Raw genomic sequence first — 14,489 nt, 5'->3', positions numbered from 1 at the left:
GGCGCCGCTGCCGGGCGCCTCTCCTTATTGCATAGAAGTGCAGGCGTACGTATAGTCATGCCGTCTAGAGGGAGGACGGGTGATGGCTCTACGTGTGGCGGTGGCCGGTGCCAGCGGGTATGCCGGGGGCGAGGTGCTGCGGGTGCTGCTCGGGCACCCGGCGGTCGAGATCGGGGCCGTGACCGGGAACGCCAACGCGGGACAGCCGCTCGGGTCGCTCCAGCCGCACCTGCTGCCGCTGGCCGGGCGGGTGCTCGCCGAGACCGGTGCCGCCACCCTCGCCGGGCACGACGTCGTCTTCCTCGCGCTGCCGCACGGGCAGTCCGCCGCCGTCGCCGAGCAGCTCGGAGCCGACACCCTGGTCGTCGACATGGGGGCCGACTTCCGGCTCAGGGACGCCGCCGACTGGGAGCGGTTCTACGGCTCGCCGCACGCCGGGACCTGGCCCTACGGCCTGCCGGAACTGCCGGGTGCCCGCGCCGCGCTCGAAGGGTCCAAGCGCATCGCGGTACCCGGCTGCTACCCCACGGCGGTCTCGCTCGCGCTGTTCCCCGCGTACGCCGCGGGCCTCGCGGAGCCCGAGGCGGTGATCACCGCGGCCTCCGGCACCTCGGGCGCGGGCAAGTCGGCCAAGCCGCACCTGCTCGGCAGCGAGGTCATGGGCTCGATGTCCCCGTACGGTGTCGGCGGCGGCCACCGGCACACGCCGGAGATCACGCAGAACCTCAGCGGGGTCGCGGGCGAGCGCGTCACCGTGTCCTTCACGCCCACCCTCGCGCCCATGCCGCGCGGCATCCTCGCGACCTGCTCGGCCAAGGCCCGCCCCGGCACCACGGCGGAAGGCGTCCGCGCGGCCTACGAGAAGGCGTACGCGGACGAGCCGTTCGTCCATCTGCTGCCCGAGGGCCGGTGGCCCGCCACGGCGTCCGTCCACGGCTCCAACGCCGTACAGATCCAGGTCACCCACGATCCGTACGCGGACCGGATCATCGCGATCAGCGCCATCGACAACCTCGCGAAGGGCACCGCGGGCGGGGCCGTGCAGAGCATGAACATCGCCCTCGGACTCCCTGAGGACACCGGACTTTCCACGATCGGAGTCGCGCCGTGAGCGTCACCGCACCGAAGGGGTTCGCCGCGGCCGGCATCGCCGCGGGGATCAAGCAGAGCGGGGGCCCCGACCTGGCACTCGTCCTGAACAAGGGCCCCCGCCGCGCCGCCGCGGGCGTCTTCACCGCCAACCGCGTCAAGGCCGCGCCCGTCCTCTGGTCGGAGCAGGTCGTCAAGGGCGGCGAGATCGCCGCGGTCGTCCTCAACTCGGGCGGCGCCAACGCCTGCACGGGCCCGCGGGGCTTCCAGGACACCCACGCCACCGCGGAGAGGGCCGCCGAGGTGCTGAGCGCCCTCGCCACCGGCGAAGCCCCCGAAGGGATCGGCGCGGGACAGGTCGCCGTCGCCTCCACCGGGCTCATCGGCGTGACCCTCCCGATGGACAGGCTGCTGCCCGGCATCGGCAAGGCGGCAGCCGAGCTCTCCGAGCACGGCGGCGAGAAGGCCGCCCTCGCCATCAAGACCACCGACACCGTCCACAAGACGGCCGTCGCCGCGGGGCCGGGCGGCGCGTGGTCCGTCGGCGGCATGGCCAAGGGCGCCGGCATGCTCGCCCCCGGCCTCGCCACTATGCTCGCCGTCCTCACCACCGACGCCGACGTGGACAGCGCGGACCTCGACCGCGCCCTGCGCGCGGCCACCCGCACCACCTTCGACCGCGTCGACTCCGACGGCTGCATGTCCACCAACGACACCGTGCTGCTCCTCGCGTCCGGCGCCTCGGGCACCGCCCCCGCGTACGAGCCGTTCGCCGAGGCCGTCCGCGAGGTGTGCGCCGACCTGGCGCGCCAGCTCATCGGCGACGCGGAGGGCGCGTCGAAGGACATCCGCGTCGAGGTCGTCGGCGCCGCGAGCGAGGACGACGCCGTCGAGGTGGGCCGCTCCATCGCCCGCAACAACCTGCTCAAGTGCGCGATCCACGGCGAGGACCCCAACTGGGGCCGCGTCCTGTCCGCGATCGGCACCACCGGCGCCGCCTTCGAGCCCGACCGGCTCAACGTCGCCATCAACGACGTCTGGGTGTGCAGGAACGGCTCCTTCGGCGAGGACCGCGACCTGGTCGACATGCGCTACCGCGAGGTCCGCATCACCGCCGACCTGGCGGCCGGCAGCGGGTCGGCGGTCGTCTGGACCAACGACCTCACCGCCGACTACGTCCACGAGAACAGCGCGTACAGCTCATGAGCACACGCAAGCACACCGCACTGCCGAAGGCGCAGACCCTCGTCGAGGCGCTGCCCTGGCTGGTCCGGCACAACAACAAGATCGTCGTCGTCAAGTTCGGCGGCAACGCCATGGTCGACGACGACCTCAAGGCCGCGTTCGCGCAGGACGTCGTCTTCCTGCGGCAGGCGGGCCTCAGGCCCGTCGTCGTGCACGGCGGCGGACCGCAGATCAGCGCACAGCTCGACCGGCACGGCCTGGTCAGCGAGTTCAAGGCGGGGCTGCGCGTCACCACGCCAGAGGCGATGGACGTGGTGCGCATGGTGCTCGCGGGCCAGGTCCAGCGCGAGCTCGTGGGCCTGCTCAACGCGCACGGGCCGCACGCCGTCGGCCTCACGGGCGAGGACGGCAACACCATCACCGCGACCAAGCACCAGCCGCGCGTCGAGGGCGAGTTGGTCGACATCGGGCGCGTCGGCGAGATCACCGGCATCGACACGGGGCTGATCGGCACCCTGCTGGACGACGAGCGCATCCCGGTGGTGTCGTCCATCGCCCGCAGCGCGGACGACCACCACGTCTACAACGTCAACGCCGACACCGCGGCCGCGGCGCTCGCCGTCGCGCTCGGCGCCGAGACACTGCTCGTCCTCACCGACGTCGAGGGCCTCTACGAGGACTGGCCCCGCAGCGACGACGTGATCAGCCGGCTCACCGCCAGCCAGCTGGAGAAGCTGCTGCCCGACCTGTCGAGCGGCATGGTGCCGAAGATGGAGGGCTGCCTGTACGCGGTGCGCGGCGGCGTCTCCACGGCCCGCGTCATCGACGGGCGGGTCCCGCACTCGATCCTGCTGGAGATCTTCACCGACGAGGGCATCGGGACGATGGTCGTACCCGACGCACCCGGGGCGCAGGCCGCCCCCGGCGCCGGCCCGCACACCACTGGAGGGGACGCGCAGTGAGCGACACCGCAGGCACCGGCACCACCGGCGGCACGGCAGGGGCCGCAGGCAACGAGGCGCTGTCCCGCCGCTGGCGGGCCGTCATGGCCGACAACTACGGCACCCCGCAGCTGTCCCTGGTGCGCGGCTCCGGTGCGACCGTGTGGGACGCCGACGGCACCGCGTACACCGACTTCGTCGGCGGGATCGCCGTCAACGCGCTCGGCCACGCACACCCGGCCGTCGTCGAGGCGGTGTCCCGGCAGATCGGCTCGCTCGGCCATGTCTCCAACCTGTACGTCGCCGAGCCCGCCGTCGCCCTCGCCGAGCGCCTCGTCCAGCTGGCGGGCCGCCCCGGCCGGGTGTTCTTCTGCAACTCCGGCGCCGAGGCCAACGAGGCCGCGTTCAAGATCGGCCGGCTCACGGGCCGCCGCCACATGGTCGCGACGGCAGGCGGCTTCCACGGCCGCACGATGGGCGCGCTCGCGCTGACCGGCCAGGAGGGCAAGCGGGCGCCGTTCGCGCCGCTGCCCGGCGAGGTCACGCACGTGCCGTTCGGCGACGTCGAGGCGCTGCGCGCCGCGGTCACCGAGGAGACCGCTTTCGTGATCATCGAGCCGATCCAGGGCGAGCTCGGCGTGGTCGTGCCGCCGCGCGGCTATCTGGAGGCGGCCCGCGAGATCACCCGTGCCACCGGGACCCTGCTCGTCCTCGACGAGGTGCAGACGGGTGTCGGCCGCACGGGCCACTGGTTCCACTACCAGGGCCACCAGGGCGTCGAGCCCGACGTGGTCACCCTCGCCAAGGGGCTCGGCGGCGGCCTGCCGCTCGGCGCGGCCCTCGCGTTCGGCCCGGCGGCCGACCTGCTGAAGCCGGGCCAGCACGGCACGACGTTCGGCGGCAACCCGGTCGCCTGCGCCGCCGGGCTCGCGGTCCTCGACACGCTGGCGGCGCAGGGCGCGCTCGACGAGGTGAAGCGGCTGGGCGAGAAGCTGCGCGAGGGGATCGAGGGGCTCGGGCACCTGCTGGTCTCGCATGTACGCGGCGCGGGGCTGCTCCTCGGTATCGTGCTCACGGAGCAGCTCGCGGCGGCCGTGCAGCGGGCAGCTCAGGACGCCGGTTTCCTGGTGAACGCGCCGGCCCCCGACGTCGTGCGGCTGATGCCGCCGCTGATCGTCGGGGACGGCGAGGTCGACGGATTCCTGCGGGCGCTGCCCGGCGTCCTGGACGCCGCGGTGCACCCGGGCGACCCGGACGGCCCGAGCGGGGCCGACGGGCGCGAGCCGAGCTGAGCCGAACCGAGATGAGACGACGACGATGAGTGAGCCGCAGCAGGGCGGCGGTCCCGCCCTTCCGCAGACGAGAATGGCCAGGCACCGCCGGATCGTGGACATCCTGGGGAGGCAGCCGGTCCGCTCGCAGAGCCAGCTGGCGCGGCTGCTCGCCGACGACGGACTCACCGTCACCCAGGCCACGCTCTCCCGCGACCTGGACGAGCTCGGCGCGGTCAAGATCCGCAACGCGGGCGGCGAACTCATCTACGCGGTCCCGAGCGAGGGCGGCTTCCGCACGCCGCAGGCGCCGCTCGGCGAGTCGGTGAAGGAGGAGCGCATGCGCCGCCTCGCCGCCGAACTGCTCATCTCGGCCGAGGCGTCCGCCAACCTCGTGGTGCTGCGGACGCCTCCCGGCGCGGCCCAGTTCCTCGCGTCGGCGATCGACCAGGCCGAGCTCGGCAGCGTTCTCGGCACCATCGCGGGCGACGACACGCTGATGCTCATCAGCCGGGACCCGACCGGCGGCCAGGAGCTCGCCGACCACCTACTGAAACTCGCCGAGACCGGCCGCGAACGCTGACCCGCCCGTGCGGCCGCCAGGTCCGCGGTCCGTACGCCCGTGCGGTGCGGCACGGCCCGTACGCCGCGCCACCGCGTGCGGTGCGGCCCGCGCGGGGCTCAGTCGCCCAGCAGGGCCGCCACGTCGTCGGCGTGTGCCGCGCGGGCGAAGGCGGTCAGCTCGGCGCGGGTGGGCGCCGTCGCGGGGCCGCGGCGCGTGACCGCGTACGCGGCCGCCGCGTTGGCCGCCCGCACCGCGCGCTCCGGCGGCGCGCCCTCGCCCAGCAGGGTCAGGAACGCGCCGACGTGCGCGTCGCCCGCGCCGTTGCTGTCCACCGCCGTCACCGGGAAGCCGGGGACGTGGACGGGCACCGAGCCGTCGGGCGCGGCGAGCCAGCAGCCGTCCTTGTCCGCCCGCACCAGGGCGCCCGCGCCCGGCGCGAGCCGCGCCCGCAGCGCCGCCGCCGCGGCGGGCGGCTCGGCCGCGCCGGACAGCAGCGCCGCCTCGCGTGCGTTCGCGCTCAGCCAGTCCGTACGGGCCAGCACCGGGCCCAGCACGGCGGCCGGGATGTCCGCCACCAGCGGCCCCGGGTCCAGGCAGAGCACCACCCCGGCCGGCAGGCCCGCGGCGAACGCCGAGAGCAGCGGGCCGTTCGCCGGCATCACCAGGCCGTAGCCCGAGAGCTGCACCAGGTCGCCCGCGCGTACCTCGGCCGCGACCGCGGCCGTGTCGCGCGCGGTCAGTTCCGCTTCCACGCCGAAGCTGGTCACGAAGGTGCGCTCGCCGCCGCCCTCGACCAGCGCCACCGTGAATCCGCTGTCGCCGTCGGTGCGCCGCGGCAGCAGCACCCGTACGCCCTCAGCGGCGAGCGCGGCCCGCACCAGGTCGCCGTAGGGGCCCGTGCCGTGCAGCCCGGCGAAGACGGTCTCCGCGCCCAGCCGCCCGGCCGCGGCCAGCGTGTTGAAGCCGCCGCCCGCCGTGAGCGCGGTCCTGGTGCCGATGACGTCGCCGCCGCGCTCCGGCAGGGCGGGCACCTCGATCACCAGGTCGGCGATGACGTTGCCCGCGAGGAACAGCCGCCCGCTCACCGTGCGGTGCCTTCGGCGCCCGACTCCTGGCCGGGGAGCGCGGCGGGCCGCCGCGCCAGTACCCCGTAGAGCAGCGCGCCCACGGCCATCGAGACGGCCCAGCCGAGGCCGTTCACGCCGAGCCAGGTGTGCGCCCAGGGGCCCGCGAACCAGACGTCGTCCGCGCTCGTCGACGCCTCCGTGAACAGCAGGCCCGTCACGATCGCCACCGCCCACGCCAGCACGGCGGGCAGGTGCAGGCCGCCGGTGTACCAGTAGCGGCTGGTGCGGGTGGTGTCCATCAGGCCCGCGGGGTCGTAGCCGCGCCCGCGCGCCGAGTCCACAAGGATCACCCCGATCCACGCCGAGATCGGCACCGCGAGGAGCGTGAGGAACGTGGAGAACGGCCCGTAGAAGTCCTTCGCGATCAGCATGAAGTACACGCCGCCGAGGAACATCAGCACGACGTCCACGGTCACCGCGAGGTGCCGCCGCACCCGCAGGCCGAGCGTCAGCATCGTCAGGCCCGCCGAGTACGTCGACAGGTGGTTCGACATCAGCAGCCCGCCGAAGGCCGCGATCAGGTACGGCACCGCCATCCACGACGGCAGCATGCCGTTGATCGCCGCGACCGGGTCGGACGCGTTCGCCAGCGTCGAGTCGCCCGCCGACAGCAGCGAGCCGAGCGAGATCAGCAGCACGAGCGGGACGCCGGCGCCGAACGCCGACGCCGTCACCAGCCGCCCGCCGGGCAGCCTGCGCGGCAGGTAGCGCGCGTAGTCCGCGCCCGCGTTGGCCCAGCCGATGCCCGTGCCCGCCGCGATGAAGCCGACGCCCGCGACGACGCCGCTGACCGGACCCGCGTGCACATGGAGCACCTTGTCCCAGTCGACGGTCGCGACGAGGAAGCCCATCACGATCAGGTTCAGCACGCCGAAGACGACCGTCGCCCACTTGTTGATCCACATGATCGTGGCGTGGCCGAGGCCGCTGATCAGCAGGGTGCAGCCGATGAAGACGAGCAGGCACACCAGCGTCAGCACGGTGTTCTGGTGCCAGCCGAAGACCCACCGCACCAGCGCGAGCAGCGCATAGGCGGCGGTCGTCGTCGTGATCGTCTCCCAGCCCACCCTGCTGAGCCAGCTGATCAGGGTGGGGCCGGCGTTGCCGCGCTGCCCGAACACCGCCCTGGAGAGCGTGAGCGCGGGCGCGCCGCCCTTCTTGCCCGCCAGGCTGAGCACGCCCACCAGGGCGAAGGAGCCGACGGAGCCGACCGCGGCGACCAGGACGGCCTGCCAGATGTTCAGGCCGCGGAACGCCACCAGCGTGGCGCCGAGCGGCAGCCCGAGGAGGGAGATGTTGGCGGCGAACCACGTCCAGAACATCTGGGAGGCGTGGCCGTGCCGCTCCGCGTCGGGTACGGGCTCGATGCCCCGGGTCTCGATGGTCCCGACCTGCTCGTTCACGGTCGCGCTACCACTGGTGCCGACGTGATCGTTCGTCGTCGAAGCGGTCATGACGGAACCTCCTTGCCTCGTGCTCTCGGAGGGACTGGTTCCGCGCGCCGGGGGCTTCCGGCGGCGCGGCGGGACTGCGCCGACACTCTCAGCGCAGCGCGAGCAGACGCTCCGTGAGGGGCTCCAGCTCGAGGTCGTTGACGGCGCGGAGGGTGGCGACCGCGTCGGGCGGCAAGGCACGGAGCCCGGCCACCGACCCGGCGACGGCGCCCGCGATCGCGCCGATGGTGTCGCTGTCGCCGCCGAGGTTGGCCGCGAGCAGCGCGCTGCGCCACGGGTCGCCCCCCGCGACGGACAGGACGGCGAACGCGGCGGGCACGGACTCCTGGCTCGCCACACTCGTCCCCACGAGCGAGCAGACCAGGTCGAGAGCCTCCGCCTCGGGGAGGCCGGCGACAAGCCCGGTCGCCCACTCGATCCTGGCCGCGATGTCCGCGCCCGCGATCCAGTGGCCGCGCTCCGCGCCCGCCGCCGCCGCCTCGACGGCTGCGGCGACCGCGTCCTCCAGCGTGCCACCGCCGACGCCGGTGCTGACGGCCGCCGCCACGGCGGCGGCCCCCGCGATGCCGACGGTGGTGTCGTGGGTCACCTGGCAGGACTCCACGACCCGGTCGAGGAACGCCGCCACCGGCCGCGCGGGGAAGGCGATGCCCACGGGCGTGACGCGCATCGCGGCGCCGTTGGTGGTGCCGTGGCGCCCCGCCTCCCGCGGCTGGACCCCCTTCGCCACCAGGTCGAGCGCCGCCTTGGTCGAAGGGCCGAGCAGGTCGAGCGAGCCCTTCGCCCGCATCTCCTTCTCCCAGTCGAGCAGGGTCTGCGCGAGGCGCCCGGGGTCGATGTGCCCGCCGCCCTCCACGAGGAGCCTGCCGACGATGACGGCCTGGTCGGTGTCGTCGGTGACCGAGCCCGCCGGCATGCCCGCGCTGACCGGGTTGTCGGGCCCCGCGGGCGCGAAGCCGGTGAGGGCGCCGTACGCCCTGACCACGTCGCGGCGCGACATGAGCTGGGTGGGCATGCCGAGGGCGTCGCCGAGCGCGAGCCCGTAGTACGCGCCGAGGGCGCGGTCGAGGGTGGCGGTGTGCGGCTGGGTCATGCGCGGTCTCCTCGCCCCGAGTGGACGTGCAGTTGGAACCTGGCGGGATCGAGGAGGCTGGTCACCTGCTCGACGAGGGAGCCGTCGGCCGCCCGGTACACCTGGGCCAGGTGCAGGAAGGACTCGCGGGGGGAGCGGCGGAGCAGCTCCGCCTCCTTGGCGGTGAGGCCCCGTACCGAGACCTGGCCGTCGCCCGAATCGGTGATCCGCCCCGCGGCGAGCAGCGTCTTGTTGAGCGACCCCTCGGTGAGCCCGCGCGCGGGCAGGCCTGCCAGCGGCCCCACGGCCGGCACGCGGCTGAGTTCGAGCGACACCCCGACGCCGCCGGCGAGCCGCCTGACCCGGTCGAGCGCGACGAACGCGTCGGTCTCCGTGTCCAGCTCGGCCGCGAGCGCAGGGTCGCGCACCGTCTCGAACCGCAGCACCTCGGTGGCCAGCTCGGTGGTCTGCCCCGCGAGGGCGCGGGTCCAGCCGAGCCGGTTGTCCAGCGGCGTGCCGTCGAAGGTGACGAACGAGCCGATGCCGGGGTGCGTCGCGATCAGTCCCTCGTCGCCCAGTACCTGGAGCGCCTGCCGCAGGGTGGTGCGGCTGACCCCGAACCGCTGGGTGAGCGCGTGCTCGCCGGGCAGCCGCTCGCCGGTGCTGTGCACACCGGCTCTGATCTCGTCGGCGAGCACGCGGGCGATGCGATGGTGCTTGTGAACCTGTCCAGGCATGTCTGAAGAGTAGTGGACATGACTGGACAGGTCCAGGGCCGGAGGTGCTGTTCTGCTGTGCTGCCGTACGGGACCGACGGCCGCGGACGCGGCTCAGTACGCCGTGACCGCCGTGGACCCGCTCTGCGTGCCGATCGCGATGTGCGGAAGCCGCGACCGGTCGGCCCAGGCCAGGACCGCGGCCATCGCGTCCGCCGGGACCGAGACGCAGCCGGCCGTCGCGCCCTCGCCGTTGACGTGCAGGAAGATCCCGGCGCCCCGTCCGTGCACCGGGCGGTCGTAGTTGTAGGCGATCACCAGCGCGTGCGCGTACTGCTCCGGGTAGTCCGCCAGGTGCTCCGACTCGCTCGCGCGGCAGTCCCGCGGCAGCCCCTCCGTCCAGCGGTTGTACGCGCGCGAGGCGTTGTCCTCGCACCACCAGGACCGGTCGCTCGCGCGGCGGTAGGGGTACGTCGTGCCGCGCGGCGCCGCCGCGTTGCCGAAGGCGTACGGCAGGCCGTAGAGGCCCGTCGGCGTGGTGGACGTGCCCTGCCTGCGCGTCGCGCCGTCCGCGAGGCCGTTCGCACCGAAGCGCGCGGGCGCCGAGCCCGCGGCGACCCAGTGCCGCCCCCGCAGGTCCCACCAGGTGAGCCGGCCCGTCGTGGCGCCGAGCGCCGGCCCCTCGACGGTGATCAGCTGGCGGCCACCGCCGGTGTCCGCCATCCGCTCGGGCAGCGGCCCCGCGCCGCCCGTCGCCGCGGCCGCCGTGGTCGCGGCGACAGCGGTGAGGGCGAGGAGCGCGGAGGCGGCCGCGCGGGCTCTCTTCATGACTCGGAGCGTAGGAGCGGCGGGTGCCGCGGGCCCCCGGAGCGGAGCCGTATGGGGGAGCCGGGGCCCGCGCGGCCCCGGCCCCGGGCTTTGACAAACCATACGGTCGCTTGCATAGTTATACCCGCCAGTGAATGCATTCACGGAAGGGACGCGCCCGTTCCCGGCGTCCCGGGTCCCGGCCCGCACCATCCCCGCACCCCCTCATGTCCCACCCCTCTCACCTCGGGAGCAGCAGTGAGCAGCAACAACGGTGACGTCCGGCTCTGGGGCGGCAGGTTCGCCGAAGGACCGGCCGACGCCCTGGCCAGGCTCTCCGCGTCCGTGCACTTCGACTGGCGCCTCGCCCCGTACGACATCGCCGGGTCGCGCGCCCACGCGCGCGTGCTGCACAAGGCGGGGCTGCTCACCGCCGACGAGCTGACCGAGATGCTCGCGGGCCTCGCCCAGCTGGAGGACGACGTGGCCGACGGCTCGTTCACCGGCACCGTCGCCGACGAGGACGTGCACACCGCCCTGGAGCGCGGCCTGCTCGAACGCCTCGGCCCCGACCTCGGCGGCAAGCTGCGCGCCGGCCGCTCGCGCAACGACCAGGTCGCCACCCTCTTCCGGATGTACCTGCGCGACCACGCGCGGACCATCGGCGCCCTGGTCGCCGACCTCCAGGACGCGCTGGTGGGCCTCGCCGAGGCCAACTCGACCGTCGCCATGCCCGGCCGCACCCACCTCCAGCACGCCCAGCCCGTACTCTTCGCCCACCATGTGCTCGCGCACGTCCAGGCACTCTCCCGGGACGCGGAGCGGCTGCGCCAGTGGGACAAGCGCACGGCGGTCTCCCCGTACGGCTCCGGCGCGCTGGCCGGCTCGTCGCTCGGCCTCGACCCCGAGGCGGTCGCGGTGGACCTCGGCTTCGAGCGCGGTTCCACCGGCAACTCCATCGACGGCACGGCGTCCCGCGACTTCGTCGCCGAGTTCGCCTTCATCACGGCGATGATCGGCCTCAACCTCTCCAGGATCGCGGAGGAGGTCATCATCTGGAACACGAAGGAGTTCTCCTTCGTGACGCTGGACGACGCCTACTCCACCGGCTCGTCGATCATGCCGCAGAAGAAGAACCCGGACATCGCCGAGCTGGCGCGCGGCAAGTCGGGCCGCCTCATCGGCAATCTGACCGGCCTGCTCGCCACCCTCAAGGCGCTGCCGCTCGCGTACAACCGCGACCTCCAGGAGGACAAGGAGCCGGTCTTCGACTCCTGCGACCAGCTGGAGGTCCTGCTGCCCGCGTTCACCGGCATGATGGCCACCCTGAAGGTCAACAGGACGCGGATGGAGGAGCTTGCGCCCGCGGGCTTCTCGCTCGCCACCGACATCGCCGAGTGGCTGGTCAAGCAGGGCGTGCCGTTCCGGGTCGCGCACGAGGTCGCGGGGGAGTGCGTCAAGGAGTGCGAGGCGCTCGGCATCGAGCTCGACGAGCTGACGGACGAGCAGTTCGCCAAGATCTCCCCGCACCTGACGCCCGACGTGCGCTCCGTGCTCAACGTGCAGGGCGCGCTCGCCTCCCGCAACGGGCGCGGCGGCACGGCCCCTTCCGCGGTCCTGGCGCAGCTCTCCGAGCTCAAGGCCGACCTGGTGATCCAGCACGCGTGGGCCGCGGCGAAGAAGTGACCGCCATTCGGGGCAGTCGGGGCGACACACCGATAATCGGATGGCACCCCTGAGGCGCACCTGTCAGAGTCGGGAGCGCCGAAGGGGTGTAGCTCAGAGGCCAGAGCAACGCTCTCCAAAAGCGTCGGTCGCAGGTTCGACTCCTGCCGCCCCTGCTGGACCGCACAGAAGGCGAACGCCCCGTTCCCCACGGGGCGTTCGCCTTCTGCCGTACGCACGACGGGCCGGGGGCGCGCCCCCGGCCCTGCGGGCCGTCAGCCCTTGAGCGCGTCCACCGCCTGGTTGAACGTCTTCGACGGGCGCATCGCGGCCGCGGCCTTCGCCGGGTCGGGCTGGTAGTAGCCGCCCAGGTCGACCGGCGAGCCCTGCACGGCGACCAGCTCGTCGACGATGGCCTGCTCCCGCTCCGTCAGCGTCTTCGCCAGCGGTCCGAAGGCCTCGGCGAGCTGCGCGTCCTCGGTCTGCTTCGCCAGCTCCTGCGCCCAGTACAGGGCGAGGTAGAAGTGGCTGCCGCGGTTGTCGATGCCGCCGACGCGGCGGCTCGGCGACTTGTCCTGGTCGAGGAAGGTCCCGGTGGCGCGGTCCAGGGTGTCGGCGAGCACCTTGGCGCGCGCGTTGCCCGTGCTGCCCGCGAGCTGCTCGAAGCTGACCGCGAGGGCCAGGAACTCGCCCAGGCTGTCCCAGCGGAGGTAGTTCTCCTTGACGAGCTGCTGCACGTGCTTGGGGGCCGAACCGCCTGCGCCCGTCTCGAAGAGGCCGCCGCCGTTGATCAGCGGGACGACCGAGAGCATCTTGGCGCTGGTACCGAGCTCCAGGATCGGGAACAGGTCCGTCAGGTAGTCGCGCAGCACGTTGCCGGTGACCGAGATGGTGTTCTCGCCACGGCGGATGCGCTCCAGGGAGAAGCGGATCGCGTCGACCGGGGACTTGACCTCGATGACCAGGCCCTCGGTGTCGTGCTCGGGCAGGTACTGCTCGACCTTGGCGATCAGGTTGCGGTCGTGGGCGCGGGTGTCGTCGAGCCAGAACACGGCCGGGTCGCCGGTGGCGCGGGCGCGGGTGACGGCGAGCTTGACCCAGTCGCGGATCGGCACGTCCCTGGTCTGGCACATGCGGAAGATGTCGCCGGCGCCGACGGCCTGTTCGAGGACCGCGGTGCCGGAGCCGTCGACGGCGCGCACCGTGCCCGTGGCCGGGATCTCGAAGGTCTTGTCGTGGCTGCCGTACTCCTCGGCCGCCTGCGCCATCAGGCCGACGTTGGGCACGGAGCCCATGGTCGAGGGGTCGAAGGCGCCGTGGGCGCGGCAGTCCTCGATGGTGGCCTGGTAGATGCCCGCGTAGCTGCTGTCGGGGATGACCGCGAGGGTGTCGTGCTCCCCGCCGTCCTTGCCCCACATGTGGCCGGAGGTGCGGATCATCGCGGGCATGGAGGCGTCCACGATCACGTCGCTCGGCACGTGCAGGTTGGTGATGCCGCGGTCCGAGTCGACCATCGCGAGCTCGGGGCCCTCGGCCAGCTCGGCGTCGAAGGACGCCTTGATCTCCGTGCCCTCGGGCAGGCCCTCGATGCCCTTGAGGATGCCGCCGAGGCCGTCGTTCGGGGTCAGGCCCGCCTTCGCGAGCACGTCGCCGTACGCGGCGAACGTCTTCGGGAAGAAGGCGCGCACGACATGGCCGAAGATGATCGGGTCCGAGACCTTCATCATCGTGGCCTTGAGGTGCACGGAGAACAGCACGCCCTGGCGCTTGGCCTGAGCGATCTGCTCGGTGAGGAACTCGCGCAGCGCGCCGACGCGCAGCACGGAGGCGTCCACGACCTCGTCCTTGAGGACCGGCACGGACTCGCGCAGCACCGTCGTGGTGCCGTCGTCGCCGACCAGCTCGATGCGCAGCGCGCCGTCCGCCGCGATGACCACGGACTTCTCGGTGGTCCTGAAGTCGTCGGCCGCCATGGTGGCGACGTTGGTCCGCGAGTCCGGCGACCAGGCGCCCATGCGGTGCGGGTGGTTGCGCGCGTAGTTCTTCACGGACGCGGGGGCGCGGCGGTCGGAGTTGCCCTCGCGGAGCACCGGGTTGACGGCGCTGCCCTTGACCTTGTCGTAGCGGGCGCGGATGTCGCGCTCCTCGTCGGTCTTCGGGTCGTCCGGGTAGTCCGGCAGGTCGTAGCCCTTCTCCTTGAGCTCCGCCACGGCGGCCTTGAGCTGCGGGATCGACGCCGAGATGTTCGGCAGCTTGATGATGTTGGCGCTCGGCGTCCTGGCGAGGGCGCCCAGCTCGGCGAGGGCGTCGCCGATGCGCTGCTCCTCCTTGAGACGCTCCGGGAACTGGGCGATGATCCGCCCGGCCAGCGAGATGTCCCGGCTCTCCACGGCGACGCCGGCCGTCGAGGCGTAGGCCTCGATCACGGGCAGGAACGAATAGGTCGCCAGGGCCGGGGCCTCGTCGGTGTGCGTATAGATGATGGTCGAGTCAGTCACCGGTGCTCCGCTCCACGTTGCTCACGTCAGCAAGGACTTCTGCAATATTGCTCGACATCAAGATATCCCGTGGTCCGGTCCGGCAGGACACGGCCATGG

At 73.2% G+C, this 14,489-nt stretch carries 12 protein-coding genes and 1 tRNA gene; 7 read left to right on the top strand and 6 right to left on the bottom strand.

Features of this window, described 5'->3' with window-relative positions; genetic code table 11:
* Positions 1-82: 82 nt before the first annotated feature.
* The 5 genes from argC to AB0910_RS29055 all read left to right on the top strand — a co-directional run bounded on the left by argC (position 83) and on the right by AB0910_RS29055 (position 5,069).
* Positions 83-1,111, top strand: coding sequence for an N-acetyl-gamma-glutamyl-phosphate reductase (argC, locus tag AB0910_RS29075; RefSeq protein WP_366747632.1), 1,029 nt, complete (start codon positions 83-85; stop codon positions 1,109-1,111).
* Entirely contained in the window at positions 1,108-2,295 is a 1,188-nt protein-coding gene (gene argJ / locus AB0910_RS29070) for a bifunctional glutamate N-acetyltransferase/amino-acid acetyltransferase ArgJ (RefSeq protein ID WP_366747631.1), read from the top strand. The genes argC and argJ overlap by 4 nt, the downstream gene beginning before the upstream one ends.
* Entirely contained in the window at positions 2,292-3,236 is a 945-nt protein-coding gene (gene argB, locus AB0910_RS29065) for an acetylglutamate kinase (protein WP_366747630.1), read from the top strand. The genes argJ and argB overlap by 4 nt, the downstream gene beginning before the upstream one ends.
* 83 nt (positions 3,237-3,319) lie before the next feature.
* Positions 3,320-4,507: an acetylornithine transaminase gene (locus tag AB0910_RS29060; protein ID WP_366747651.1), complete on the top strand. Its 1,188-nt coding sequence runs from the start codon at positions 3,320-3,322 to the stop codon at positions 4,505-4,507.
* Positions 4,508-4,532: 25 nt separating this feature from the next.
* Positions 4,533-5,069, top strand: a complete 537-nt coding sequence (locus AB0910_RS29055) for an arginine repressor (RefSeq protein WP_366747629.1) — start codon at positions 4,533-4,535, stop codon at positions 5,067-5,069.
* 98 nt (positions 5,070-5,167) lie between these two features.
* Here AB0910_RS29055 and AB0910_RS29050 read toward each other — a convergent pair whose 3' ends face one another.
* The 5 genes from AB0910_RS29050 to AB0910_RS29030 form a co-directional block, all read right to left on the bottom strand.
* The gene (locus AB0910_RS29050) at positions 5,168-6,136 is read right to left on the bottom strand and encodes a PfkB family carbohydrate kinase (RefSeq protein ID WP_366747628.1); all 969 of its coding nucleotides are present in this window, start codon (positions 6,134-6,136) and stop codon (positions 5,168-5,170) included.
* A complete protein-coding gene (locus AB0910_RS29045) occupies positions 6,133-7,632 on the bottom strand; it encodes a cytosine permease (protein WP_366747627.1) in 1,500 nt (499 codons plus the stop codon). The genes AB0910_RS29050 and AB0910_RS29045 overlap by 4 nt, the downstream gene beginning before the upstream one ends.
* 88 nt (positions 7,633-7,720) lie before the next feature.
* The gene (locus AB0910_RS29040; protein WP_366747626.1) at positions 7,721-8,725 is read right to left on the bottom strand and encodes an ADP-ribosylglycohydrolase family protein; all 1,005 of its coding nucleotides are present in this window, start codon (positions 8,723-8,725) and stop codon (positions 7,721-7,723) included.
* Positions 8,722-9,441 carry a GntR family transcriptional regulator gene (locus tag AB0910_RS29035; protein WP_366747625.1) on the bottom strand — a complete coding sequence of 240 codons (720 nt, stop codon included), beginning with the start codon at positions 9,439-9,441 and terminating at the stop codon, positions 8,722-8,724. Before AB0910_RS29035 ends, AB0910_RS29040 begins: the two co-directional genes overlap by 4 nt.
* A gap of 93 nt (positions 9,442-9,534) precedes the next feature.
* The gene (locus tag AB0910_RS29030) at positions 9,535-10,248 is read right to left on the bottom strand and encodes a L,D-transpeptidase family protein (RefSeq protein ID WP_366747624.1); all 714 of its coding nucleotides are present in this window, start codon (positions 10,246-10,248) and stop codon (positions 9,535-9,537) included.
* A 237-nt stretch (positions 10,249-10,485) separates the two neighbouring features.
* Between AB0910_RS29030 and argH the strand changes: the two genes are divergently transcribed.
* Positions 10,486-11,913: an argininosuccinate lyase gene (gene argH / locus AB0910_RS29025; RefSeq protein WP_366747623.1), complete on the top strand. Its 1,428-nt coding sequence runs from the start codon at positions 10,486-10,488 to the stop codon at positions 11,911-11,913.
* Positions 11,914-11,995: 82 nt separating this feature from the next.
* Positions 11,996-12,068 (top strand) — tRNA-Trp (locus AB0910_RS29020).
* A 99-nt stretch (positions 12,069-12,167) separates the two neighbouring features.
* Here the strand turns inward: AB0910_RS29020 and AB0910_RS29015 are convergent.
* Positions 12,168-14,390: an NADP-dependent isocitrate dehydrogenase gene (locus AB0910_RS29015; RefSeq protein WP_366747622.1), complete on the bottom strand. Its 2,223-nt coding sequence runs from the start codon at positions 14,388-14,390 to the stop codon at positions 12,168-12,170.
* Between the last annotated feature and the right edge of the window lie 99 nt (positions 14,391-14,489).

It is taken from the genome of Streptomyces sp. NPDC047002 (assembly GCF_040704505.1).
Lineage (GTDB): Bacteria > Actinomycetota > Actinomycetes > Streptomycetales > Streptomycetaceae > Streptomyces.
This window is presented reverse-complemented; position numbering and strand designations above follow the sequence as displayed.

Excerpts from the sequence above, each read along its gene's own strand:
- AB0910_RS29055 (WP_366747629.1), top strand. The coding sequence starts at position 4,533 with ATGAGTGAGCCGCAGCAGGGCGGCGGTCCCGCCCTTCCGCAGACGAGA.
- AB0910_RS29060 (WP_366747651.1), top strand. The coding sequence starts at position 3,320 with ATGGCCGACAACTACGGCACCCCGCAGCTGTCCCTGGTGCGCGGCTCC.
- AB0910_RS29045 (WP_366747627.1), bottom strand. The coding sequence starts at position 7,632 with ATGACCGCTTCGACGACGAACGATCACGTCGGCACCAGTGGTAGCGCG.
- argC (WP_366747632.1), top strand. The coding sequence starts at position 83 with ATGGCTCTACGTGTGGCGGTGGCCGGTGCCAGCGGGTATGCCGGGGGC.
- AB0910_RS29030 (WP_366747624.1), bottom strand. The coding sequence starts at position 10,248 with ATGAAGAGAGCCCGCGCGGCCGCCTCCGCGCTCCTCGCCCTCACCGCT.
- AB0910_RS29040 (WP_366747626.1), bottom strand. The coding sequence starts at position 8,725 with ATGACCCAGCCGCACACCGCCACCCTCGACCGCGCCCTCGGCGCGTAC.
- AB0910_RS29035 (WP_366747625.1), bottom strand. The coding sequence starts at position 9,441 with ATGCCTGGACAGGTTCACAAGCACCATCGCATCGCCCGCGTGCTCGCC.
- argB (WP_366747630.1), top strand. The coding sequence starts at position 2,292 with ATGAGCACACGCAAGCACACCGCACTGCCGAAGGCGCAGACCCTCGTC.